The 24336-nt window shown below is 70.8% G+C and carries 18 protein-coding genes; 5 read left to right on the plus strand and 13 right to left on the minus strand.

Translation table 11 applies throughout. The annotated features are described in order from the left end of the window. Window positions 1–120 precede the first annotated feature (120 nt). The 7 genes from ACFWIC_RS21475 to ACFWIC_RS21505 form a co-directional block, all read right to left on the minus strand. The gene (locus ACFWIC_RS21475) at window positions 121–1080 is read right to left on the minus strand and encodes a sugar kinase (protein WP_380519755.1); all 960 of its coding nucleotides are present in this window, start codon (window positions 1078–1080) and stop codon (window positions 121–123) included. Then, entirely contained in the window at window positions 1077–1700 is a 624-nt protein-coding gene (locus tag ACFWIC_RS21480) for a bifunctional 4-hydroxy-2-oxoglutarate aldolase/2-dehydro-3-deoxy-phosphogluconate aldolase (protein ID WP_380519756.1), read from the minus strand. Before ACFWIC_RS21480 ends, ACFWIC_RS21475 begins: the two co-directional genes overlap by 4 nt. Beyond that, entirely contained in the window at window positions 1697–2566 is an 870-nt protein-coding gene (locus tag ACFWIC_RS21485) for a hypothetical protein (RefSeq protein ID WP_380519757.1), read from the minus strand. Before ACFWIC_RS21485 ends, ACFWIC_RS21480 begins: the two co-directional genes overlap by 4 nt. Further along, complete coding sequence (gene dgoD, locus ACFWIC_RS21490) at window positions 2560–3705, minus strand: galactonate dehydratase (protein ID WP_380519758.1); 1146 nt, start codon at window positions 3703–3705, stop codon at window positions 2560–2562. The genes ACFWIC_RS21485 and dgoD overlap by 7 nt, the downstream gene beginning before the upstream one ends. Beyond that, entirely contained in the window at window positions 3702–4409 is a 708-nt protein-coding gene (locus ACFWIC_RS21495) for a FadR/GntR family transcriptional regulator (RefSeq protein ID WP_380519759.1), read from the minus strand. The genes dgoD and ACFWIC_RS21495 overlap by 4 nt, the downstream gene beginning before the upstream one ends. Before the next feature lie 53 nt (window positions 4410–4462). Further along, the gene (locus ACFWIC_RS21500; protein WP_380519760.1) at window positions 4463–5230 is read right to left on the minus strand and encodes an SDR family NAD(P)-dependent oxidoreductase; all 768 of its coding nucleotides are present in this window, start codon (window positions 5228–5230) and stop codon (window positions 4463–4465) included. Between the two features lie 224 nt (window positions 5231–5454). Beyond that, window positions 5455–6528, minus strand: a complete 1074-nt coding sequence (locus ACFWIC_RS21505; RefSeq protein ID WP_380519761.1) for an ROK family protein — start codon at window positions 6526–6528, stop codon at window positions 5455–5457. A gap of 492 nt (window positions 6529–7020) precedes the next feature. On the opposite strand from ACFWIC_RS21505, the gene ACFWIC_RS21510 reads away from it, so the two are divergent. After that, window positions 7021–10107 carry a DUF5703 domain-containing protein gene (locus ACFWIC_RS21510; protein ID WP_380519762.1) on the plus strand — a complete coding sequence of 1029 codons (3087 nt, stop codon included), beginning with the start codon at window positions 7021–7023 and terminating at the stop codon, window positions 10105–10107. Window positions 10108–10298: 191 nt separating this feature from the next. Here ACFWIC_RS21510 and ACFWIC_RS21515 read toward each other — a convergent pair whose 3' ends face one another. From ACFWIC_RS21515 to ACFWIC_RS21530, 4 genes are all read right to left on the minus strand, one after another. Next, window positions 10299–11180, minus strand: a complete 882-nt coding sequence (locus ACFWIC_RS21515; RefSeq protein ID WP_380519763.1) for an SMP-30/gluconolactonase/LRE family protein — start codon at window positions 11178–11180, stop codon at window positions 10299–10301. Between the two features lie 308 nt (window positions 11181–11488). Further along, on the minus strand, window positions 11489–12316 hold the full coding sequence (locus tag ACFWIC_RS21520; RefSeq protein ID WP_380519764.1) for a carbohydrate ABC transporter permease: 828 nt from the start codon (window positions 12314–12316) through the stop codon (window positions 11489–11491). Continuing rightward, complete coding sequence (locus ACFWIC_RS21525; protein WP_380519765.1) at window positions 12313–13311, minus strand: carbohydrate ABC transporter permease; 999 nt, start codon at window positions 13309–13311, stop codon at window positions 12313–12315. The genes ACFWIC_RS21520 and ACFWIC_RS21525 overlap by 4 nt, the downstream gene beginning before the upstream one ends. Beyond that, on the minus strand, window positions 13308–14591 hold the full coding sequence (locus tag ACFWIC_RS21530) for an ABC transporter substrate-binding protein (protein ID WP_380519766.1): 1284 nt from the start codon (window positions 14589–14591) through the stop codon (window positions 13308–13310). Before ACFWIC_RS21530 ends, ACFWIC_RS21525 begins: the two co-directional genes overlap by 4 nt. Window positions 14592–14704: 113 nt before the next feature. Here ACFWIC_RS21530 and ACFWIC_RS21535 point away from each other — a divergent pair, with 113 nt between their 5' ends. The 4 genes from ACFWIC_RS21535 (at window position 14705) to ACFWIC_RS21550 (ending at window position 21329) form a co-directional block, all read left to right on the plus strand. Continuing rightward, window positions 14705–15928, plus strand: a complete 1224-nt coding sequence (locus ACFWIC_RS21535) for an ROK family protein (protein ID WP_380519767.1) — start codon at window positions 14705–14707, stop codon at window positions 15926–15928. A gap of 35 nt (window positions 15929–15963) precedes the next feature. Continuing rightward, window positions 15964–18117 (plus strand): alpha-galactosidase, encoded by a 2154-nt coding sequence (locus ACFWIC_RS21540; protein WP_380519768.1) that lies wholly within the window; start codon window positions 15964–15966, stop codon window positions 18115–18117. Window positions 18118–18876: 759 nt separating this feature from the next. Further along, a complete protein-coding gene (locus tag ACFWIC_RS21545) occupies window positions 18877–20373 on the plus strand; it encodes a hypothetical protein (RefSeq protein ID WP_380519769.1) in 1497 nt (498 codons plus the stop codon). 287 nt (window positions 20374–20660) lie between these two features. After that, the gene (locus tag ACFWIC_RS21550) at window positions 20661–21329 is read left to right on the plus strand and encodes a GntR family transcriptional regulator (RefSeq protein ID WP_380519770.1); all 669 of its coding nucleotides are present in this window, start codon (window positions 20661–20663) and stop codon (window positions 21327–21329) included. A 539-nt stretch (window positions 21330–21868) separates the two neighbouring features. Here the strand turns inward: ACFWIC_RS21550 and ACFWIC_RS21555 are convergent. After that, complete coding sequence (locus ACFWIC_RS21555) at window positions 21869–23188, minus strand: ABC transporter substrate-binding protein (protein ID WP_380519771.1); 1320 nt, start codon at window positions 23186–23188, stop codon at window positions 21869–21871. Between the two features lie 363 nt (window positions 23189–23551). Continuing rightward, window positions 23552–24157 carry an SGNH/GDSL hydrolase family protein gene (locus tag ACFWIC_RS21560; protein WP_380519772.1) on the minus strand — a complete coding sequence of 202 codons (606 nt, stop codon included), beginning with the start codon at window positions 24155–24157 and terminating at the stop codon, window positions 23552–23554. Between the last annotated feature and the right edge of the window lie 179 nt (window positions 24158–24336).

Below are 24336 nucleotides of genomic sequence, written 5' to 3' on the forward strand. Positions count from 1 at the left end.
GGCCCACCGACGGGCCAGGGTGCTGCGGCGTCCGCGATCGGGCAGAAGCACAGACCTGTCGGTCGCAGGCGCCGTCGTTCCTGCGGCCCGGGGGCGGGGGAGTGGCCCCGGGCGGGCCGGTCAGCGCAGGGTGGTTCCGGTGGGGGTGTCGAGGAGGGTGAGGTCGGTACGGGTGGGGAGGCCCTCCCAGTCCCCGCGGGTGGCGACGGCGAAGGCCGCGGTGTCGGTGGCGCGGTGGAGGCGTTGTTCGGTGGTGAGGTTGTCGAGGAGTGCGGAGAGGTAGCCGGCGACGAAGGCGTCACCGGCGCCGATGACGTCGACGACGGGGACTCGCCGGGCCGGGGCGTGGGCGGCCGTGTCGGGGGTGGTGACGTCCGCGCCGGCGGCGCCGCGGGTGATGACGACCTCACGGGTGCCCCGGTCGAGGAGGGCGGTGACGGTGTCCGCCTCGTCGCGGGTGGGGTCGTCGGCGACGAGGTGGAGTTCGTCGGCCGAGGCGATGAGGATGTCGGCGGTGCGGGCCAGTGGCAGGAGGGTCCGGCGGGCCTGGTGCTGTGTCCACAGGCGGGCGCGGTGGTTGACGTCGAGGCTCACGGTGATGCCGAGCTCGCGGGCGCGGGCGGCGGCGGCCTGGACGGTTCGGGCGGCGGTGGGGCCGAGTGCGGGGGTGATGCCGGTGAGGTGGAGGACGCGGACGCCGGGGTGCAGGGCGGGCAGGACGTCGTCGGGGCTCAGGGCGGATCCGGCGGAGCGCTCGCGGTAGTAGTGGACGGTGGCGAGGTCGCCGATGCCGTCCTCGCGCACCAGCAGGCCGGTGGGCTGGCCGTCGGTGGCGGTGCGGGTGTGAGTGGTGTCGACGCCTTCGGCGCGCAGGGTGCGCAGGATCAGGGCGCCGAAGGGGTCGGCGCCGACGCGGCCGACCCAGCGGGCGTGGTGGCCGAGCCGGGCGAGGCCGATGGCGACGTTGGCCTCCGCTCCGGCGACGGACAGTTCCATGGGCGGGGCGAGTCTGATCGGCCCGGTGGCGCGCAGTGCGGCCATGGCTTCGCCGACGGTCACCACCTCGGGGGCGGCGGTCACGTGGCCACCAACGCGGCGAGGGTGCTGCGCCAGTGTGCGGCGCGGGCGCGCAGGGCGTGCTGGTCGCCGCCGTCGGCGGCGTCTCCGATCAGGGGCGAGCCGACGCCGACGGCGGTGGCTCCGGCGGTGAGGTGGGCGAGTGCGGCGGCGGCGTCGATCCCGCCGACGGGGATGATCGGGGTGTCGGGGAAGGGTGCGCGGAGCGCGGCCAGGTAGGCGGGACCGCCGTGGGAGGCGGGGAAGAGTTTGACGGCGAGGGCGCCGTGCCGGGTGGCCGCCATGATCTCGCCGGGTGTGAGGGCGCCCATCAGGACGGGTGGGTGTCCGGGGCCGTGGGGCAGGTCGGTGACGAGGCCGGGGGTGACGAGGAAGCCGGCTCCGGCGTCGGTGGCGCGGGCGGCGTCGTCGGCGGTCAGGACGGTGCCGGCGCCGAGGTCGGCGTCGGGTCCGAGTTCGCGTCGGGCCTGTTCGATCACCCACAGGGCGTCGGTGGTGGTGAGGGACACCTCGCTCGCGGTGAGGCCCTCCTCGGCGAGGGTGAGCACGGTGCGCAGGGCGGCGCCGCGGTCGGTGCCGCGGACGATGACGAGGGTGCGGTACGGCAGTTCGGCAGGTCTCATGGAGTGCCTTCACAGGACGGGGAGGGTGTGCGGCCGGCGGTGAGGGTCAGCTCCCAGCGCAGGTCGCCGGCGGCGGGGACGACGGCCGCGTCACCTCGGCCCGCCTCTGCGAGGTCGAAGACGGCCCCGAGCATGGGTTCGACACCGATGCTGCGGTAGGGACCGGTGGCCGGGTAGCCGCCGAGGTTGCGCCACAGCGCGACGGACACCGGGACGTCGGCATCGGCCCGGAGGCTGAGGCGCAGAGTGTCCCGGCCGTCGACGACCGACACGTCCGCACAGTCGGTGAGGACGGCGCCGACGGCGGTGCCGTCCTCGGGGCCGAGGCGGTCCAGGGGCAGTCCGAGCGGTGTGGGCCAGCGCCCGGTGAGGTGCGGGGCGTTCGCGGGCCACGGTCGGTCGATCAGGGGCGCGGCCTCGGGGAAGACCCGGGTGGCCGTTCCCGCGGGTGCGACGAGCCGGGCACCGGGCCCGACGTCGAGCAGCGCGTGGGCCGCCCAGAGAAAGCGGTACCCGGGGTCCGCCGACAGGCGGTAGGAGGCGCACAGGGCCCCCGTCCGGTCCTGCCGCAGGCTGCGGCGCAGGACGAAGTCGGGATGGTCGAGCACGTCGGTGTCGCCGTCGCGCCGCCAGGGCCGGGACCAGGCGTCGCCGTGGTCGGGGGTGCCGCGGACGGTGGGGAGGCACTCCTCCAGACCGCCGGCGTCGACGAAGGCGTCGCCGGGTCGGACGGTGTCGCGGGCGGGGCAGTGGCGGTGCCAGAGCCACTCGCGTCCGCCGCCCCGAAGGCTGGTCCACCGGCCACCGTTGCGGGGATCGGTGGTGGCGGTGAGGGGGAGCCGGTTCACCGGGATCGGGTTCACCATTCCGCGAACCCGCCGTCCTCGTGGTACCAGACGGGGCTGCGCCAGCGGTGCCCGCGCTCGGCTGCGCGGCGGACGGCGGCTTCGTCGATCTCGATCCCGAGGCCGGGGGCGGTGGGGAGGGCGGCGTGTCCGTCGGTGAAGCGCAGGGGTGCCGTGTCGAGGAGGTAGTCGAGGACGTCGCCGCCCCGGTTGTAGTGGATGCCGACGCTCTGTTCCTGGATGAGGAAGTTGGGTACGGCGAAGCCGAGTTGGATGCTCGCGGCGAGGGCGATCGGGCCGAGGGGGCAGTGCGGGGCCATCGCGACGTCGTGCGTCTCGGCGAGGGCGGCGATGCGGCGGACCTCGGAGATGCCGCCCGCGTGGGAGACGTCGGGCTGGGCGACGGCGATGCCGGTGGTGAGGACGTCGCGGAAGTCCCAGCGGGAGTAGAGCCGTTCGCCGCAGGCGAGCGGCACGGTGGTGGAGTCGACGAGCCGGCGCAGGTCGCGGGCGTGTTCGGGCAGGACGGGCTCCTCCACGAACAGCGGGTGGAGCGGTTCCAGCAGGGGCAGGACGCGCCGGGACATCGCGGTCGACAGCCGGCCGTGGAAGTCGATCGCGACGTCGTGCTCGTCGCCGACGGCCTCACGTACGGCGGCCACCCGGTCGACGATCTCCCGGGTCCGGGCGGGGGTGTCGATGGACCGCAGCTGTGCGGATCCGTTCATCTTGACGGCGGTGAACCCGGCCTCGATCTGTTCGCGGGCGAGTTCGGCGACGTGGGCGGGGCTGTCCCCGCCGATCCACGCGTACATCCGCAGCCGGTCGCGGACCGGGCCGCCGAGCAGCTGGTGGACGGGTACGCCGTGGGTCTTGCCCTTGATGTCCCACAGGGCCTGGTCGATGCCGGCGACGGCGCTGGAGAGGACGGGGCCGCCGCGGTAGAAGCCGCCCTTGGTGAGCACCTGCCAGTGGTGCTCGATCCGCAGCGGGTCCTCGCCGACGAGGTGGTCGGCCAGTTCCCCGACGGCGGCGCGGACGGTCTCGGCGCGGCCCTCGACGACGGGTTCGCCCCAACCGGTGATCCCCTCGTCGGTGGCGATGCGCAGGAACAGCCAGCGGGGGGCGACGAGGAACGTCTCCAGGGCTGTGATCTTCATGGCGTCTCTCCCGGGTGTATCAGGGCGAGGTCGGCGGTGGCCTGCGCGAGCAGGTCCCGGACGGCCTGTTCCGCGGCCTGCGGGTCGCCGTCGCGGACGGCGTCGAGCACCGCGCGGTGCGCGGGCACGGGGTCGGCCCAGTGCTCCGTGCTGTGGACGAGGTGGTCGCGCACCCGCAGGTCGGCCGCGATCACCACCTCCATGCGGGTGAGCAGTTCGTTGTGGGCGGCGGTCAGCAGGGCGCGGTGGAACGCCAGGTCCGCCTCCACGGCGGCGTCGGTGTCGTGGCCGGCTTCGGCCATGCGTTCCAGGGCGTGGGCGAGATCGGCGAGGTCGGCCTCGTCACGGCGCTCGGCGGCGAGGCGGGCGGCGGCCGGCTCCATGATCGAGCGGACCTCGCCCAGATCGGCGAGGAAGCCTTTGTCGGGGATGCCGGCGCCCTGCCAGCGCAGCAGGTCGACGTCCAGGAGGTTCCAGTCCGCGCGGGGCCGCACGAAGGTGCCCCGCTTCTGCCGCGATCCGATGAGGCCTTTGGAGGCCAGGACGCGCAGCGCCTCGCGCAGGACGGTCTTGCTGACCCCGATCTCCTGCTCCAGCCGGTCCGGGGACAGGAGCGAGTCCGGTGCGTAGGCGCCGCTGACGATCCGCTTCCCGATGATGTCGATGATCTGCTGGTGCAGATTCCGGGTGGGCGGCTGGTTCATAGGGGGCCTTCCGGTGCGGCTGTTCGGGGGTGGGTCATGAGGAGGTGGCTGTGTCATGAGGAGGCTTTGACGATCGACCAGCCCCCGTCGACGACGAGCGTGGTTCCGGTGACGTAGGAGGCGTCGGGCGAGGCGAGGAAGGCGACCGTGGCCGCCACCTCCTCGGGGGTGCCGAACCGCTTGGCGACCGTCCCGGCCACGCTGTCGGCCTGCCCCGCCTCGTCCACCCGCTCCCACGCCGCCGTCATGATCGGCCCGGGCACGACGGTGTTGACCCGCACCTGCGGCCCGTACTCGACGGCCAGTTGGCGCCCCAGCGAGCAGAGGGCGCCCTTGGCGGCGGCGTAGGCGGGATGGCCCGGAAGACCCACCAGCGCGTGGACCGACGAGGTCAGCACCACCGAGCCGCCGCTGTCGCGCAGGAGCCCGGCGAAGGCGCGCACCCCCAGCCACGCGGCCTTCAGCGTGACCGCCAGCTGGCCGTCCCACTCCGGCTCGGTCAGCTCGTGCGCGGGCTTGACGACCACCGCGTACGCGTTGCTGTGCAGGACGTCCAGCCGTCCGTAGCGCCGGCGCACGTGCGCCGCGAGCTCCTCCCACATGGCCGCGGACGACACGTCGCCGTGCCGGTACTCGGCCTGCCCGCCCTGGTGCGTGATCGCCTCGGCCGTCGCCCGCCCCGCGGCATCGGCGATGTCGACGATCACCACCGCCGCGCCCTCCGCCGCCAGACGTCGCGCGGTCGCGGCGCCGATACCGGCGGCGGCACCGGTGATCACTGCGACCCGGTCACGGAAGCGGTGGCACGTCTGCTCTGTCATGCCGCCACCGTACCGGTGGACATTAATTATGCAAATATCCGACGCGGAGATCTCACCGCTACAGGCTCGGTGTCCACGACCCCGGGCGCACGCGTTCGGCTGCTTCTACTTCACCGACACCATCGGCCGGCACCTCAAGGCCCCTGCCCGCGAGGCCGGCCACCGGGCCGAGCCCACCGACGGGGCTCGGCCCGGCCTCCTGCCGTGTGCGGCGAGGGGAGGGGTCAGGCCTGGACCGTGACCAGTAGCTCCTTGAGGGCGTCGAGGGCGAGCCGGGCCGCGCCGAGGGCGACGGATTCGTCGCCGAGCAGGGAGACGCGGACCTCCGGCGAGCTGAGGGAGGTCGCGGCGAAATGCCGCTCGAACGGGAGGGTGAGCGCGTCACCGGCGCGGGACAGTCCGCCGCCGATCACGACCAGGTCGGGGTCGACGGCGTGGACGAGGGTCGAGGCACCCACGGCGAGAGCCCGGGCGACGCCGTCGACGACCTGCGCGGCGGCGGGATCATCGTTTCCGGCCGCCCGGAAGAGGGCCTGGACGTCGTCGCCGGTGGCCTGCGCGGCGATCGAGCCCGCGCGTTCGAGGGCCGCGCGTTCGAGTGCCGTCATCGCCTCGGGCCATCCCAGGAGCTTCATGGAGCCGACGGACGCCGCGAGGCCGCGTCGGCCGTTGTGGATCCGCCCGTCGATGAGGATCGCGGCGCCGAGCCTGCGGCCCGCGTGCATGTAGACCAGGTCGCGGGCGCGGGTGGCAGCGCCCTTCCACTGCTCGGCCAGGGCGGCGGCCTGGATGTCGTTGGCGATCAACACGTCGCGCTTGAAACGGTCCGTCACCTGCGCGACCACGTCGATCCCGTCGAACCCCGGGAGCGAGTAGACGTCGAGATCCCGGCCCGCGGGGAGGTTGCGGACGTCCATGACCGTCGAGCCGTTGGCGAGCACGCCGGTGATGCCGCAGGCCACCGCCCGGATGTGATCCTGGTCCGTCCCGGACCCCCGGACCGCCACCTGCACCAGGCGGGCCGCGGCGTCGATGCGGTCGGCGGCACCGAGCTCGGGGTCGACGCTGCGCCTGCGCATCGCCAGGACCGTCCCGTTCAGGTCGCAGAGCGCCACGGCGACCTTGTGCGCGCCGATGTCGACACCGGCGACGACGGACCGCTCGGCCACGAGCTCGTAGCGGCGGGCGGGCCGTCCGCCGGGTCGCTCGCCGTCCTGGCGTACGGGCGCCTCCCGGATGAGGCCCTGCTGGAGAAGGACCGTCAGGAGCTCCTCGGCGGTCGGGCGTGAGACGCCCACGCTCGACCGCACCTCGCTGACCGACAGGGACGCCGTTTCGAGGAAGGCCCGTGTCAGGGCCGCCAGGTTGAGCTTGCGCAGATACCCCGGATCGCCGATCCGCCCTTCGGATCTCGTGCCGGATTCGGTAATCGATGTGTCTTGACTCACAGCGACACGCTATCTACATTGATGCCCCACGGCAATATTGCCAAGAAACCTACTTATCAAAACCAGGCTGGGTTTCCACTTCGGCGCGGGGTTCGCGTTTCCCGCGCCCCTTCGGGTCCCGGCGACCGGCCGGATGCTCCAGGGGTGCTTCACCCGGGGCATCACCGGCAGGGCCGTCGAGGACCGGACGCTCGCCCGGTCCGAGGTCGGTCGTGGACGACCGTCCCGACCTCGGCAGATCTTCGAGAGATCGAAAGCTATCGCTCACAAGGCCTCCGGCGGCTCCCTCCTGCGTGCGATCCCCGCACGCGGCCGCCGTACGGCCGAAGCGGGAGGAATCGAATGACAGGACGAAGTGCCAGAAGGCTGCCACGATTCGTGGCGGCGATGGCCGCGGCAGCCACCGTCGGCGGGTTGGTGATCGGCTCCCCGGTGGCACCGACCGCGCATGCGGCGATCAACCCGATCGTCGACCAGCGTCTTCCGCAGTACAACGAGACGTGGACCTCCAAGAGCAACGACATCACCGGCTCCATGCCGATCGGCAACGGCATCCAGGCGGCCAACGTCTGGGTCGAGGGCAACACGCTCAAGCTGCTGCTGTCGTCGGGCGACGCGTGGGAGGAGAACGTCCGCCTCGCCAAGCTCGGTCGGCTCGACCTGACCTTCTCACCCAACCCCTTTTCCTCGGGCTCCTTCGCCCAGGTGCTGAAGCTGCGGGAAGGGGAGATCGTCGTCACCTCGGGTACCACTCCGAAGATCACGACGCGCATCTGGGCCGATGCGAACAACCCGACCATCCACGTCGAGAGCGACGCGCCGTCCGCGTTCTCCGTGCAGGCCGACTTCGTGAACGTCCGCCCGACGGAGGTGACCAACCCGTCCCGCGAGAACCTCACGTTCATGGACCTGGTCGACACCGAGCCTCCGAGAACCTCGGTGTATCCGCCGAAGATCACGCCCGACACCGTGCACACGCGCTCGAACAAGCTGCTGTGGACGCACCGCAACGCCGATTCGAGGTTCGACGAGGTCATGCGGTTGCAGGGCCTCGACCCGGCCGGCTACGACGACCCGCTCACCGGGCGTACCTTCGGCGGCCTCATCCAGGGGCCTGGCTTCACCACGGCCTCCAACACCCGCCTGGTCTCCGGCTCCTCCGCGTCCCAGCGCCTGGACATCACCCTGTCGTCGCAGATCGACAAGGGCGCCGACTGGTTCACCAAGTGGGAGACGGGGATCTCCACGAGGGCGGGCACGGTCGGGGCGACGCCGAGCACCACGCTCCGCACGGCCCACCAGCAGTACTGGACCGGCTTCTGGAACCGTTCGTTCATCTTCGCCTCCGGTGACGCGGACGCCGACCGGGTCACCAAGGGATGGCTGCACACCCGCTACACCGAGGCCATCGCGGGGCGGACCCCGAAGATGCCGATCCGGTTCAACGGCTCGCTGTTCACCCCGGGTACCGAGACCGACGCCGACCACCGGTGGTGGAACAGCTACCACGGCTTCAACCAGCGCTTCGCCTACTGGAGCATGCTGCCCTCGGGCGACTACGACCTGATGCAGCCCTACTTCGACCAGTACGCCTCCTCCCTCGGTCTGGCCAAGGACCGGGTGAAGGCCTTCTGGGGCAACGGCGCCACCGAGGACAACAACGTGCGGCTCCCGGCGTCGAGCGGCGCGATGTGGCCCGAGGTGATGGGCCTCTGGGGGCAGGCGGTCGGCGGGGAGTACGGGTGGAGCCGGGCGGGCAAGCCGGCGAACTGGTTCTCCGGAGTCTGGACCCGGTACCTGTACGCGACCAACGTCGAACTCACCTCGATGATGCTCGACTACTTCACCTATACCGGTGACAACGCGTTCGCGACGCAGAAGCTCCTGCCGGTGGCCCGTGAGGTGGTCCGTTTCTACGACACCCACTGGAACCTCGCCAGCGGCAAGATCGACATGTATCCCATGTACTCCGGTGAGGGCGACCGGAACCTGCGCAACCCGATGGCCGACGTCGCCGGGCTCACCAGGACCGTCAACGGCCTGCTCGCCCTGCCGGCCTCGCTGACCACCCAGGCCGACCGCGACTACTGGACGACGGTCAAGGGACGTCTGCCGAACCTCCCGATCGGCTCGTCCGTCACGGACAACGACACCTCCTACGGTCCCAACGACCGCCTGAAGACCGCCTCCAGCGTCTTCCAGGGCGGCGACACCAACAACCAGAACCTCTGGCCGATCTTCCCGCTCAGGATGTTCGGCAGCGGCCGGGCCAACCTCGACCTGGCGATCGCCTCCTACACCGACCGCAAGGGCAAGTACCCGACGGACGGCACGCAGGACTGGCGGCACGACGCCACCCACGCGGCCTACCTCGGCCTCACCGACGAGGCGCGCTACCAGACCGTGGAGGCGTTCCGCGCCGGCGCCTGGCGCTACACCGGATTCGGCCCGGGAGGCACCGACGGCGAACCGGGCAACGAGCCGCGTTCCATCGGGAAGATCGCGCTCCAGGCGATGCTGCTGCACCCTGGCTCGGGCGACGAGGCGATCCTGTTCAACGCCTGGCCCGGCAACTGGGACGTCACGTTCCGGCTGCACACCACCAACGGGCGGATCGTCGAAGGATCGAGGACGGCGGGCGTCGCCGACTACACCGTGTCCCCCGGCGCCGGCACCATCACCGTCCGGTCGTCCCAGAGCGCCCAGACCACCAGCCACACCTGGGCCGCCCAACCCGGTTCCACTCCGCTCGGCGGGGACGTCAACGGCGACGGCAAGGGCGACCTGCTCGCCTGGCAGGGTACGGACGGCTCCGCCTACCCCAAGGTCGGCAACGGGTCGGGCACCCAGTTCACGCTGCTGTCGCCGACCGCCTGGGCGGCGCCCGGCAGGCGCTTCGGCGGGGACTTCAACGGTGACGGCAAGCTCGACCTCGGAGCCTGGTCGGCCGACTCCGCCGGCAGCTGGAAGATCCGGTACGGCACGGGGACGACGTTCGGAAGCGAATCGACCTACACGTGGACCGTGGCGCCGAGCGTGAGCCTGGTGACCGGGGACTTCGACGGCGACGGCCGAACCGATCTCGGTGTCTGGCAGGTGGACGGCCACTTGTACATCAGGTACGGCAACGGTTCCGGCTCCTTCGGGAGGGAGAGCCACCAGGCCCTGCCGTATCCGGGCAACGGCATCGAGATCACCGCCGGCGACTTCGACGGCGACGGTGACGCCGACCTCGCCCACTGGAGCGGCACCGGTTGGTCCGTCAGGGCCGGCGACGGCACCGGGCAGTTCGGGGCGGCGACGGTGCTGCAGGGCCAGCCCGGCAACGGAAAGGCCGTCACCAGCGACATCAACGGTGACGGGTCCGACGACCTCGTGGTGTGGACGCCGTCCACCGGTACCTGGGTGACCAGGTACGACGTCCTCTAGCAGATCGGGGCATGGGTGACGGCCGGAGCCGTCACCCATGCCCCGTCCGCATGTCCGTGGCCGGCACTGCGGACCCCGGCGACCCGTCCCGGGCCCGAAGTGCCGGTACCCGACGTCCTTCCCGGAGCCTCGTTCGCAGACGGCTACGAGACCACGCCCCCGGGGGCGTGGTCTCGTAGCCGTCAGACCGTTCAGGTGAGGCGTGCCGCCGCCGTGGGCAGGCCCGCGCAGGGGGCGGGCAGGAGAAGGGTGCGGCCGTCGACCGGGCCGGGGGCGTCGAGGCCGAGGGCGGCGGTGGTGACGTAGAGGTCGGTGAGGTCGGGACCGCCGAAGGCACACGAAGTGGGCTGCCGGGCGGGGAGGGCGAGAATGCGCAACAGGTCGCCGTCGGGGCTGTAGTGACGGAGGCGGGCACCGCCCCACTCGGCGGACCACACGTTGCCGTCCCGGTCGACGGCCATGCCGTCGGGCACGCCCTCGTCGGGACGGAGCCGGGCGAGGAGCCGCGGTGTGCCCAGGGTGCCGTGCTCCAGGTCGTAGGGGTAGGCGTCGATCCGCCGCAGGGCACTGTCGGCCAGGTACATCACGGTGCCGTCGGGGGAGAAGGCCGGGCCGTTGGGGATGGTCAGGCCGTCGAGGATCTTGGTGACGGATCCGTCGGTGTCCGTCCGGTAGAGCGAACCGGAGCCGGGGGTGGCGTCGAAGGCCATGGATCCGGCGACGAACCGGCCGCGGGGGTCGGCGCAGCCGTCGTTCATCCGCATGCGGGTCGGGGCGCCGTCCTCGGGCCGGTCGATCCAGTCGGGCCGGCCGTCGCGGAGGACGGCGATGCCGGTGTCGCAGGCGGCGATCCAGCCGCTCCCGTCCTGGAGCGGGGCCACAGCCCCCAGGGGTACGTCGAGGGAGAGCAGGCGACGGGTGGCATCGGTGGCGGGGCGGTGTTCCCAGAGTTCGCCGGCGAGGAGGTCGACCCAGACCGTCCGGTCGTGGATCCAGCGGGCGCCTTCGCCGAGTTCGTGGGGGTTGCCGAGAGCGCGGGGCACGCCCCGGGAGGGCAGGTCGGTGGGGGACACGGACGGCTCTTTCGGTGGCGGGGGAGCGGAGTGTGGTGTCGGCGCGGAGCACGAGCGCCGCGACCGGGACCTCGCCGCCGGGGTCGGCGGCGGAGGTGGGGTCGCGGCTCTCGACGGCCTGTCGGGCGGCGGTGCGCCGGACAGGGCGGATGGCGGGGTCGTCGGGTGTGGGGATTCGTCGTGTCGGGCCGCCCGGTTCCCGGGGGACGGGAAGCATGTGTCATCAGGTCCAAGACGATGACACATGCCGGGTCCGGGGGGCAACGGGCACTCCTCTCGCTCGGGCCGATGCCCGGACTCCGGGGGTGTCAGCCCTTGGTCGCGCCGCCTGTGAGGCCCCGGACGAAGTGCTTCTGGAACGCGAGGTAGAACACCAGGACCGGCAGTGTCGCAAGGAACATGAACGCGAACACGGCACCGAAGTCCTGCTGGTAGGGCCCGATCGACCGGTAGATGCCGACGGTGACGGTGTTTCCGGCTCCCGGGCCCAGCACCAGCAGCGGAGTGAGGAAGTCGTTCCAGACCCACACGCCGAGGAAGATCAGCACGCTGGCCGACGCCGGACGCAGCAGCGGGAAGACCACCTGCCAGAAGATGCGGAACCGGCCCGCCCCGTCGACCGCTGCGGCCTCCTCGAGTTCGCGGGGGATCGTGCGGATGAAGCCCATGAAGACGAGCATGGCGAACGGTAGGTAGTACCCGACGTTGACCAGCACCGCGCCGGGCATGGTGTGTAGTAGCCCCCCGGCGTCGAGGACCCGTGTGATCGGCAGCATGATCACCGCGGGCGGGACCATCAGGCCGGTCAGCATGACGCCGAGGACGGCGCGGCTCCACCAGCGGTCCGACCGCACCAGGTGGTAGGCCGACATCGCGGCCAGGACGGTGGTGATGAGGATCGACGCCGCTGTGAGCGTGGCGGAGTTGGCGAGGCCGTACCAGTAGAGACCGTCCGGCCGCGACAGTACGCGCCCGATGTTCTCCAGGGTGGGTGGGGTGGGGAGCGCCAACGGCGAGGCGACGACGTCGGCGTTGGGCTTGAAGACGTTGACCAGTGCGACGTACAGCGGCAGGGCGAAGACGGCCGCGGTGCCCGTGGCCAGGAGCGGGCGTACCCACGGGACTCGGGACTTCACAGGTTCACCTCTCGTCGTTGCAGAAGCCTGAGCGTGGTCACGCTCGCGACGGAGACGATGGCGAGCATGATCCCGGCCATCGCCGAGGCCATTCCGGGGCGTTGTTCGGCGAAGGCGGTGCGGACGACGTCGAAGGCGACGGTGGCCGTGCCGTCGGTGCCGGGGCCGCCGTTGGTGAGGACGGCGATCTGGTCGTAGACCTTGAACGAGCCGATCATCAGCATCACGGTGTTGATCGTCAGCGCGGGCGCGAGCATCGGCCAGGTGATCGCACGGAAGCGTTGCCAGGGGCCCGCTCCGTCCAGGCTCGCCGCCTCGTCGAGCTCGACGGGGATTCCCGCGAGTCCTGCGAGGTAGACCACGACGGCGAAGCCGAGTGTCTGCCACACCATGACGAAGGACACCGAGTAGATCGCAAAGGACGGATCCGTGAGCCACCCTGGTGGGTTCTCGATCCCGAACGAGGTGAGCGTGCTGTTCAGCAGGCCCTTGTCCGCCAGGATCGAGCGCCCGATCACCGACACCACCACGGAGGAGAGGATCACCGGGGTGAAGTAGACGCTGCGGAGGAGGCTGTAGAGCCGACTCGGCCTGCTCAGCAGCAGGGCGATCGCGATGCCCAGCAGGTTCGTCAGAACCACCACGATCACCGTGATCACCACGGTGTTCCACAGGGAGTGCCGGAAGCTCCCGTCCTCAAGCAGGGAACGGTAGTTGTCCAGGCCGACGAACGAGGTCTCCCGCCGGGTCGCGCGCTCGTCGGTCGTCCCGATGTAGAGGGTCCAGAGGATCGGTACCAGGACCACCGCCGTGAAGACCGTGAGGGTCGGCAGCACGAAGGCCGCGAAGGCCCCCGCCGACGACCACCTCCGGGCGGAGCGCCTGCGGGACCCGCCGCCGGGTCCGGCCGAGGCCCGGCCCGGCGGCGGCCGGCGAGCCGGGGCCGCCTTCTCGGTGACGCCGCTCCTCGCGCCGGGGGACGAGTGGAGCGTCACTTCGAGAGTTCCTTGTATCCCGCGTTCAGCTTGTCGGCGAACCCGGCCACGTCCGAGCGGCCGTTGAGCAGGTCGGTCAGTGCCGAGTCGACCTTGACCATGAAGCCCGACGGCAGGGCCGGCACGCCGCCCTCGCTGCCGAAGGCCGGCGTCACCGTGCCCGCGGCCTTGCCCTTCTTGTAGAGATCGAGGGTGGCGTTGTACAGCGGCGGCAGGTCGGAGGGGGGCTGGTAGCCCTTGAGGGCCACGAACAGGGCGTCGTTCCGTGCCCCGCCGTCGGCGTTCTCCCTGGAGAACTCGATGGCCCACTTCTTGGCCTTCGCGACGTCACGGGATTTGGCACTCACCGACAGTCCGCCGCCGGTGTACGTCGGCACGACGATCGAGCCGTCCTGCGTGGGCATGGTGAAGACGCCGATCTGCTCCTGCTGGGTCTTGTCCGGGGCGGCGGGGAACCACGAGCCCATCGGGAACATCGCGCCCTTGCCCGCGAGGAAGTCGCTCTGGGCCTCCGCGTAGGTGGCGGAGAGGTTGACGACGTTCTCCTTGCCCGCCAACTCCTTCATCTCGGTCGCCGCCTTGAGGAAGAGCGGGTCACTGAAGTCGGTCTGCCCGGAGACCAACTTGTCGAGCCACTTCGGGTCCTTCGCGTAGACCTCGTTGGCCACCAGCTGGGAGAACGTCCACCGCGGCCCGAGGCCGTCCGGGGCGCCACCGCCGATGACGAGCGGCTTGATTCCCGCCGCCTTCAGCTTTCCGACCGCGGCGAGCAGGTCGTCCCAGGTCTTCGGCGGCCCGGCGATGCCGGCCTTCTCGAACGCCGCCTTCTGGTAGTAGATCTGCCACGTCTGCGAGTTGGTGGCGAGCTGGAAGATCTTGCCGTTGAAGCTGTTCGAGGTTGGGTCGCTCCAGTCCGCGAGCTCGCCGAGGCCGAACTCCGCGAGCTTGCCCGCCTGAGCCAGTCCGTTCGGCTCGACCGCGACCATGATGTCGGGCAGCCCCCCGGTCGAGTCGAGCTGACGCGCGTACTCGTTGCGCTGCTCGGCGCTCGGCGCGACCAGCTTCTCGATCTTCACCCCCGGCACCTTGGCGCTGGTCCTGGCGATGATGTCGTCCCAGTACGCGGCGGTGAGGTTGGGGGTCTCGAAGGTCAGCAGGCTCAGCTTCACGTCGCCGCCTGCCGCGGTGTTGCCCGTCCCGCTTCCCCCGGCGGCACAGCCAGTCAGTGCGACGATGCCCATCACCGTGGTGATCGCCACACGGTTGGTCAGCTGTCTCATGGTGCTCTCCTCCAGCGTCGAACCCGCTCCGCGGGTATCGCCCGAACCTGCTTTAGATAAGCAAGTTGCTTTTCAATATTGCTGAGGAGGGTCAATCTAGATAGCCTGTTGCCGTGCGTCAAGACACTCGTCAAGCCCAAAACCGTGCGACTTCGACCACCCGCTCGGGCGATGCCGGCCTGCTGCGCAGGCTCAATCTCTCGGCCGCGGTGAAGGCCTTCCTCAACGCGGAGTCGTTGACGGTCAGCGACCTGCGCTCGGCTATCGGCGTCTCGCGCCCCACGGCCGAGGAACTGCTGAACGCCCTGTTGGAAGAGGGCTTCGTCCGAGAGGCGCCCGGGCCCACGAAGGTCGATCGATCCGCGGGGCGGCCCGCTCGGCACTACGGGGTCGCCGCCGAGAACTTCAACGTCGTCGGGGTCGACATCGGTGCTCACAAGGTGGCCGTGATCATTTGCGACCTTCGGGGGGAGGTCGTGTCGCTACGCAAGCGCGACGTCGACCCCGCCCTGGGAGCCGCCGAGCGCATCGACGCCGCGGCACGTCTGATGGAGGCCACGGTTCGGCAGGCCAGGATGGGACGGGAGCGCATCCGCTCCGTGGCCTGCGGCATCACCGGAACGGTGACCGACGGCTCGTCGGTCAAGGACATCCGCACGCTCTCCGCGGGCCGGGACCTCAACGTCTACTCGCTCCCCGGCTTCGACCGGATCGATGTGGTGGCCGAGGTCTCGGCACGGTTCAAGCGCGACGTGCTGGTGGCCAACGACATCCACCTGGCGGCGGTGGCCGAGCAGTGGCGGGGTGCGGCAGCCGAGGCACGGGACCTCGTCTACATCCACGCCGGCCGCCGCATCGGGTCGGCGATCGTCATCGGCGGGCGCATCCACAACGGCCGGCACGGTCTCGCGGCGTCCGTCGGTTCCCTGAAGATGCTCGGGTGGCGCGAGGCGATGACCGAACTCGACCACGAGAGTCGCAAGCTCGCCGGCTCGACCGCCGACGAGTCCACCGGCGAGGGTGTCCGAGCGCTCTTCGAGGCGGCCACGACAGGTGACCCCGCCGCGATGCGCACGGTCGACGTCCTCGCCGAGGCCCTCGCCCTCGGAGCCTCGACCCTCGTGCACGCCATCGACCCTGACCTCGTCGTGCTCGGCGGCGGCCTGTCCCGCACGGGAGAGGTGCTCGCCGCTCCGTTCCGGCGGCACTTCGCCGCGACGTCCTTCGACCCGCCCAAGTTTCGCGTCTCCCTGCTCGGAGACGAGTCCGTTGCGCTGGGCGCAGCCCGGCTGGCCCTCGACGACATCGAGAGTCGCCTTCTCGCCGGGCAGACCTGACATCGTCCTTCCCTCTGTACCGATGGAGCTGCCTGATGATCGAGCCCGGGCGCGTTGCCGCCCCCGTACCCACCGACCCCGTCGCACTCTCCGGTTCCGGCGGGGCCGAGACGACGACGATCGTCCTCCTGCCGCGGGCCGACGGCCTGCCCGACATCGGGTGGGTGGGGCCGAGGCTGGGGGAGGGGGACGTACGGGCCCTGACCCCGCCCGCCTCGGTCGAGACCACGGCCTGGAACAGTTGGCTGATCGGCTCACCCGTCAGCCTCCTTCCGGAGCACTCGCGCGGCTACCTCGGACGGCCCGCGCTGCTCGGTCATCGCGTCAGTCCCGACGGCCCCGGCAGCGACTGGTCCACCGCGTTCGGCCCGGCGTCCGTACGGTGCGCTCCGGGCTCGCTCGTGGTCGAGGCGACCGACAAGTCGGCGGGCCTCGGACTCCGTTTCGAGGCCGAAGCCGTCGCGGGAGGAGGCCTGCGGCTCCGACACCTGCTGACCAACACCGGCAGCGGCCCGTACGTGGTCGACGCGCTCGACGTGGTCGTCCCCGTTCCGCCCGGCACCGGCGAGATCCTCGACTTCACCGGGCGCTGGGCCCTCGAACGGCAGCCTCGGCGCCGGGCCCTCGCCGACGGGCTCTGGGTCCGGGAGCACCGCCGGGGCATGCGCGGCCTCGACGGCACCGGTCTCGTCGTGGTCGGCACGCCGGGCTTCGGCTACGGCAACGGCGAGGTCCTGGGCGTCCACCTCGCCTGGAGCGGCAACCACCGGTACGCCGTCGAGCAACTCAGCTCGGGCACCGCCGTCGTCCGGGCGGGCGAGCTGTTGCATCCGGGCGAACTGGTCCTCGCCGAGAACGAAACGTACGCGATGCCCTGGGTGCAGGTCACCGCGTCCACGCGCGGGCTCGACGGCCTGGCGGACGCGACCCACACCTACGTCCGCTCGCTGGCGGCCCATCCACCCGCACCCGCACCCGTCATGTTCAACCCGTGGGAGGCCGTCTACCTCGACCACGACCTCGACACGTTGACCGCCCTGGCCGAGATCTCGGCCGCGCTGGGCGTCGAGCGCTTCGTGCTGGACGACGGGTGGTTCACGAACCGCACCTCCCTGAGCGACGGCCTTGGTGACTGGGCCTCCGACCCGGGAACGTGGCCGGACGGACTGACACCTCTGGTGGACCGGGTGCACGAGCTGGGGATGGAGTTCGGCCTCTGGTGGGAACCGGAAGCCGTCAATCCCAACGCGGCGATCTTCCGCGACCACCCCGACTGGATCCTGCGTACCGGCGACCGCCTGCCGGTACTCGAACGCGACTGCTACCTGCTCGACCTCAGCCGCCACGAGGTACGGGCACACCTCCTCGACGCCTTCGACCGCCTGGCGGCGGATCACCCGATCGACTTCGTCAAGTGGGACCACAACCGCGACCAGATCGACGGCGGCGACTCGCGCGGCTCCGGGCGGGCCATGGCGCGGCGGCAGACCCTCGCCTTCCGCGACCTCCTCGACGAGCTGGCCCGTCGTCACCCCGGAATCGCGTGGGAGAGCTGCGCCTCGGGAGGCGGCAGGATCGACCTGGACGTGCTCGAACGGGTCCAGAGCGTCTGGACCTCCGACGTCACCGATCCGCTGTCCCGCCAGTCCATTCAGCACTGGACCGCCCAGCTCGCCCCGCTGGAGTACCTCGGCGCTCATGTCACGGCGCCGCTCTCCCACCAGACCGGTCGGACCAGCACCCTGGACCTACGGGCGGCCACGGCCCTGTTCGGCCAGTTCGGCATCCAGTGGGACCTCAGGACGGTACCGCCCCACGAGCTGGACCGCCTCGCCCGCTGGATCGACCTCTACAAGCGCCACCGCGTACTCCTGCACACCGGTCGGCTGACCCGTGTCGAGCTGCCCGACGGCCTGCTGTCGCACGGCGTGGTCGCGCAGGACCGGTCCGAGGCGCTCTTCTCCTACGCCCAGCTCGACGAGACCGTGCACGTGCCACCACGGCTGCGCATCCCGGGTCTCGACCCGGCCCGGAGCTACCGCGCCTCGGTCGTCGCGCCCGCCGACCCGGCGGTGGCCTGGGAGGTGACGGGCATGCAGGCGTCCGGTGCGGCGCTGGGAGCACTCGGACTGCCCGGTCCCGGTCGCGCGTCCCAGAGTGCGGCACTGGTCCATCTACAGGTGATATGACCCGGCGAAGCCACCTGCTCTGCGAGGAGGGCGGCTACCGCACAGCCACCGCCGACCCCCGCGAGCGGATCGTCTGACGCTCCGCAAACCTGGCTTCCGCTTCCCGGTGCCCGGACGAGAGGCCGCTCGCCGCCGCCGGAGCCGACAGCGCCCACCGTCCGAGCCGGCCCCTGCGTCCGATCACGGAACACGATCAGACGCAGGGGCCGGCTCCTTTCGAGATCACGAACGCGAACACATCAGGATTCGCCGAGAAATGAGGCGGCAACACATCTGGCGCTCCTTTCGTATATCGCATATATTTCACGCACGACTCCGGATGTCGTGCCGACGTGACAGCACGCCGTTCGGGGGCCGGACTGGGAGCCGGATCACGACCGGCCTCTCCCTGCTCCCGCACGTACCTGGACGGCCGACCCAGCCGCAGCCCGTCCCACAAGAGACGCGCCCACGGCGCCGCCGCGCAGTTGATCCGTCGGCACCTCCCGGCGGTCCGCTCTCGCGCCGCCACCACGGCCCGACCTCCCCGACAGCCGGCCTCCGGAATCAGTAGGCCCGAGCACCGTCACACCCCGAAGCCCCTTCGGTGCGGACCCCGATCGGCGCCCGTTGCCCAACGTCGCCGAAGTGCCGCCCGCGGGAGCTTCGTACCCGCCGTCCACACCGGCATCACCCCCACCGGAGCCGGCCTTCCCCTCGCCCACGGCGACAGGCCACCTCCAGCCCCCACCCCACCCCCATCCCCCACGGAGACAGAACATGACCAGACCCGAGCCTCACGGCATCAGCCGCCGCTCCGTCCTGCGCGGAGCGGCCGTCGCCGGCGCCGGAGCGGCCATCACCCCGCTGCTCAACCTCTCCACCGCCACGGCCGCCACGGCCGGCAACTACACCATCCGCTTCGACCAGGCGCGCAAGCAGACCATCCTCGGCCTCGGCTTCGAGATCCAGTCGGACTCGATCGGCTCCGGCAACAACGGCCTGCCGGCCACCGTCTCCGGCGTGCCCTACGACCTGACGCCGGCCGAACGGACCCGCTTCTACCAGCAGTTGGTCATGGGCGGCCGCACCGACCGGGGCTTCCGCTACTGCCGGCTCGCGCTCGGGCTCTACCACCGCGGTCTCGATCCCACGGGCAAGCACATCATCGACCGCTACCCCGGCCAGACCGCCCTGCTCGCCGACATGATCAACAGCAGTCGCATGGAGGGCGTGGCGGCCGAGTACTGGTCACCCGCCCCCGGCTGGAAGAGCAACAACTCCTACGTCAGAGGCAGTCTCGCGTCCGTCGAGCCGGCGTTCCTCGACCAGTTGGGCGACGCCATGGTCGGCGACCTCGACTACCTCTCGGCACGCGGTGTTCCCATCTCCATGTGGGGCCTGCAGAACGAGCCGGACGCGGAGAACACGTACTCCACGTGCCAGTACACGCCCGAGGGGTACCTCAAGACGTTCAAGGCCGTCGCACCCAAGGTCAAGGCCCGCTACCCCCGAGCGATGATCCACGCCGACAGTCGGGACGGCTGGGAGAGTGCCTGGGGCAAGGCCGTCGCCGCCGACCCCGTGGCCCTGTCCTACGTCGACGCCTGGTCCTTCCACCGTATCGGCTCGCCGAGCAACGAGCAGATGCCGAGCAAGAAGCCGCTCGGGAGGGACTACACCTCGGGAGCGCTCGGAAGGCCCGTCTTCAACAACGAGTTCGAGTACCTCGACAACTTGACCAGTGACGACAGAACGATCAACACCGCCCAGTCGATCATGAACTGGATGACCTTCCAGAACTCCCCCACCTGGTTCTGGCTGCACGCCCTCAAGCCCACCACCAACGCCGAATCGCCCGGCTACTCCCTCGGCTTCTGGCGCCCGCCGAGCGACACCGACTTCAGCCCCAACCACTTCCCCGACCTCCCGGTCGGCCACTGGACCTGGAACCCCCAGAACTGGAACGCCGTCGCCGGCTTCGTGAAGTACATGCCGTGGAACTCGGTGCGCTACCACGTCGACGAATCCGCGGAACTCGGCGACCAGCGGATCATGGCGTGGAAGACCCCGGAGGGCAAGCCGGTCTTCGTCATCACCAACCGCTCCGCCACCCAGTCGTTCACCTACACCGTCAACACCCAGACGACCGCCGTCTTCCAGGGCCACCGCTACGGCCCGGCCACCAACAACCAGGACATCCCCGTGCTCACCGGGCCCACCCTCACCATCACCGTCCCGCCGCGGTCGATCGAGTTCTGGGTCCGCACCCCCTGATTCCCGGCCCGCACCTGAGCCCGACGCACCACGGTGCGCATGGCTGACGAACGTCTCCCGGCCGGACCCGGGGACCGGGGCGACCGGCCGCCGGATCAACGTGATCCGCAGGTTCTGCCCGGGAGGCGTTCGCCGCATCCGCCGCCGAATGGAGGGTGCATCGAACTTGGTGCACGAAGATCCTGGACGACACATCCGGGGCGAACCGGATGAAACCCCGGGCTGAGGTGATGAATTCACCTCAGGGGAGAGGCCCGGATCGTTGGGATATCGCATACCATGAACGAATGGAGCGAACCAGCTGGGCGGAGCGCATCCCCGCCGTGAAGAGCAAGGCCGACCTCGTCTACGAGAGCCTGTACAACGCCATCGCCCAGGGAGGTCTCCGACCCGGCGAGCGGATCAACATGGACGAACTGGCCCGCCGGTTCGGCATCAGCAAGATCCCCGTCCGCGAGGCGGTGAAGCGGCTGGAGTCGGACGGTCTGCTGGTCTCGCGGATGCACGCGGGCATCACCGTGACCCCGATCGACGTCGCCGAGATGCGAGGCGTCTTCCTCGCCCGCGAGGCCATCGAGGCGCTGGTCGGACAGCTCGCGGCCGAGCGGATGGACGACGCCCGGCTCGCCGAACTCAAGAGCGTCCAGCGGGCGATGCACGACGCGCTCGCCGCGGGCGCGCTGGAGAAGATGGCCGAGCTGAACTCCCGCTTCCACCGGACGCTGGCCCAGAGCGCGGGCTACCGCGTCCTGCGCGACCTCACCGAGCAGTTGCTGTTCACCATCCGCCGCTACCGCATCACCGCGCCGATGGGCGACCGGGACTGGCGCTCCGTGGCCGCCGAGCACGACGTGATCGTGGACGCGCTGCGCCGGCGCGACCCGGTCGCGGCCGCGGACGCGGTACGCGCCCACATAGGCTCGCAGGCCGTGCACGAGGTCGAGTGCGCCTTCTGAGCTGATTGAACGTGGGCGATATCTCTGCCTCGGCCCGGTGTCTTCCGTGCCCCAGAGCTATCCGTGCAGGCCGACGACCTGTTCCTCGCTCGCGCACCCGCAGGATCCTGGCCCTTGTGAGCGGCAACGCTCCGGCGCCGGCCCGGGTGCGGTCCTCACCCTGTTCGCCTGTGGCATCGATGCCGTCGAGGTGTCACCGAACACCGCCCGCGCCCTGAAGGTCCTTGAACGGACCTGAGCGCCACCCGGCCCCGACACCGCCCCCGGCGCCCGTGAGCCCCTCGCGCTCCTGCCGTCCGCTCTCCGCACCGGCGAGCCGGTTGCGGTCGGGGCAGCCTCCGCAGGTCCGACACGCGCATGCCACAGGCCCGACCGGGTGCCTGTCTCCAGCACCTGGCCGGGCTCGTGCTCCCCGGTTCATCCGTGCGACTACCGGGGAGCACGTGGGTCCTACTCCTTGACCGCGCCGCCGAGGGGGTGCTGCGCGGGGAGCCCGGTCGCCCTCGTCACAGGTCTCCCTCGCCCCTTGCCACGGTCCGTCATTCCTTGCCGAGGGCCTGGCCGACCGCGTCGTCGATGGTCTTCAGTGCCTTGTCCACGGGGACCTGGCCGTTGACGCCGGCCACGATGTTGGCCTTCTGGGCGTCCCAGCGGGCCTGGAAGGCGTGCCGGTCCTGGAGCAGCAGCTCGGGGGTGTTGCGGCCGAGCTGCTCGAAGATGGCGTTCCAGTTGGGGTCGGCCTTGACCTTGCCGTCCACGGTGGCCTTCACGGCCGGGTCCACCTTGCCGAGGTCGTACGGGAAGATCCCGTAGTACTCCATGTACTGGGCGCTGCGCTCGGGCGAGGCCAGCCAGCGCATGAAGGTGCCGGCGCCGTTCAGGTTCTTGCTCGCGGAGCCTGCGACCAGGCTCTGGCCGCCGACCATCGAGCAGCCGCTCTTCGGACCGGTGGGCATCGGGGCGACGGCCCACTTGCCCTCGGTCTTGGCACCCCCGAGCTTGATGCTGGCGATGACGGACTGGTTGAACGGGAACATCGCGACGTCGCCGCTGATGAAGCCGTTGAGGGCGCTGGTCCCGGTGGGGGAGATCTTCTCGGTGTAGAAGGACTTCATGTACTCCATCGCGGTGCGCCCGGCGTCGGTGTTCTGGGTGGAGGTCTTGAAGTCGGGGGTGGTGAGGGTGCCGCCGGCCTGGCAGAGGAAGCTCTCCCACACGGAGTTGATGGCGTTGAGGTGGTCGTCCATGCCCTTGAACTGCCAGCCGGCCACCTTCTTCCCGGCCTCGGCGGACTTGGCGGTGATGGTGGCCGCGGTGGACTTCAGCTCGTCCCAGGTCCTCGGCGGGGCGGCGATGCCGTACTGCTGGAGGATGTCGGTGCGGTAGAGCATGACGCCGACGTCGAAGGAGAGCGGGACGCCGTACATCTTGCCGTCGTACTCGTCGACCTTCGCCAGCGGCAGGAACTTCTCGGTGTCGGCGGGGGCGTAGCCGAGCTTGTCGAGCGGGGCGAGGGCACCGGACTTGAGGTAGTCGAGGTCGAGGCCGTTGTTCATCAGCCAGACGTCGGGACCCTTGCCGGCGGCGACGGCCTGCTTGATCTTGTCCCGGCCGTCCTTCCACTCCAGCAGGGTGAGTTCGACCTTCACCTTGCGCTGGGAGGCGTTGAACTCGTCCACCAGTTCCTTGACCTTGCCGTCCTGGCCGATCCAGTACGGCATCGACCAGAACTTGACGGTGGTCGGTCCGGCGGACTCCGAGGACCCGCCGGTGGAGGAGGAACAGGCCGAGGCTGCGAGCGCGACGGCGGAGGCCAGCGAGACGGCGGCGGCGAGTCTACGGCGGAGTAGTGGTGCCATGAGGGGGTCTCCTTGTGCGACGGGCAGCGGCCGGGCCGGCCGTCCCGGAACGTGCGGGGGCAGGGAGAGGCCGGGGCGATCCGGCCCAGAGACCGGCCCCAGAGCGGTGCGGCGTAACGTCGAAGCAGCAAGCTGGAGCCTTGCCCGAAACTTATGCGATATACGAAATGGCCGCCAGGGGTGTTGCCGTTTCGTGTTCTTGGCCAACCGGATCTCTCTCGGGCCGAGCCGGGGGATCGGTGGCAGGGGGCGCCATCATGCCGACAGCTCCGCAGACCCGCCCGGCGGCCGCACCCTGCCGCCACCCGAACGGAGCGGCGACGGCGCGGTCGTTCCGGGCGGGTCTGCGGAGCGCGAGCGGAGTCACGGGTGGATCAGTTCGCCCAGCCCCAGGGTGCGCAGCGTGAGGTTGACCATGTGCAGGTGGCCGACTGCGTTGGGGTGGATGGGGTCGTCGAGCCACTCGCCCGGGTCGCCGTCGGGGAAGCGGGCCAGCCAGTACGCCTCGTGGTCGACGAGGAGGGAGCCGGTGTCGTGGGCGATGTCCCGGACGGCCTGGCAGTAGGCGGGCAGGCCCGGGTGGGTGGTCCGGGCGGCGGGGCCGGTCGGGACGGGGGTCTGGAGGATGATCTGGGCACCGGGGGTGCGGGTGATGATCTCGCGCATGCCGGAGTGGAAGGCGTCGAGCCCGACCGCCCCGGCGTGCGCGTCGTTGGTGCCCAGGGAGATCGAGAGGATGTCGGGGGCGAACCGGCCGATCAGATGGTGGTAGGAGCCGAGGACGTCGGCGGAGGTCCAGCCGGACACACCGGTGTTGACGACGATGTCCGTGCGACGGTCCAGCTGTCGCCGCACGCGTTCGTGGAGGTGCTCGACCCATCCGCGGGCCCCTCGCGTGTGCGTGCTCGCCTGGGTGATGCTGTCACCTGCGGTCACCCAGGTCATCGGCGCTGCCGACAGATCGATCATGCGTGTACCTCTCGCCTCGTTCGGATTCCGGACGCTGTTGCGGACGCACGCGGAGTCGGCGGCCTCGACGGGCCGCACCACGGCGCAGTGGTGGCGGCCGGCCGGATCGTCCGGGCGCACCATCCGACGCAGACTCCCTGTGCGATCTACGACAGCGATGCTTCGAGATCAGGACCTGG

The sequence above is a fragment of the Kitasatospora sp. NPDC127035 genome, from assembly GCF_042726075.1.
Taxonomy (GTDB): Bacteria; Actinomycetota; Actinomycetes; order Streptomycetales; family Streptomycetaceae; genus Kitasatospora.

Coding starts and splice junctions, on each gene's coding strand:
- ACFWIC_RS21480 (WP_380519756.1), bottom strand. CDS start 1,700: ATGAGACCTGCCGAACTGCCGTACCGCACCCTCGTCATCGTCCGCGGC.
- ACFWIC_RS21545 (WP_380519769.1), top strand. CDS start 18,877: ATGACCAGACCCGAGCCTCACGGCATCAGCCGCCGCTCCGTCCTGCGC.
- ACFWIC_RS21495 (WP_380519759.1), bottom strand. CDS start 4,409: ATGAACCAGCCGCCCACCCGGAATCTGCACCAGCAGATCATCGACATC.
- dgoD (WP_380519758.1), bottom strand. CDS start 3,705: ATGAAGATCACAGCCCTGGAGACGTTCCTCGTCGCCCCCCGCTGGCTG.
- ACFWIC_RS21555 (WP_380519771.1), bottom strand. CDS start 23,188: ATGGCACCACTACTCCGCCGTAGACTCGCCGCCGCCGTCTCGCTGGCC.
- ACFWIC_RS21550 (WP_380519770.1), top strand. CDS start 20,661: ATGGAGCGAACCAGCTGGGCGGAGCGCATCCCCGCCGTGAAGAGCAAG.
- ACFWIC_RS21510 (WP_380519762.1), top strand. CDS start 7,021: ATGACAGGACGAAGTGCCAGAAGGCTGCCACGATTCGTGGCGGCGATG.
- ACFWIC_RS21540 (WP_380519768.1), top strand. CDS start 15,964: ATGATCGAGCCCGGGCGCGTTGCCGCCCCCGTACCCACCGACCCCGTC.
- ACFWIC_RS21500 (WP_380519760.1), bottom strand. CDS start 5,230: ATGACAGAGCAGACGTGCCACCGCTTCCGTGACCGGGTCGCAGTGATC.
- ACFWIC_RS21485 (WP_380519757.1), bottom strand. CDS start 2,566: ATGGTGAACCCGATCCCGGTGAACCGGCTCCCCCTCACCGCCACCACC.
- ACFWIC_RS21560 (WP_380519772.1), bottom strand. CDS start 24,157: ATGATCGATCTGTCGGCAGCGCCGATGACCTGGGTGACCGCAGGTGAC.
- ACFWIC_RS21530 (WP_380519766.1), bottom strand. CDS start 14,591: ATGAGACAGCTGACCAACCGTGTGGCGATCACCACGGTGATGGGCATC.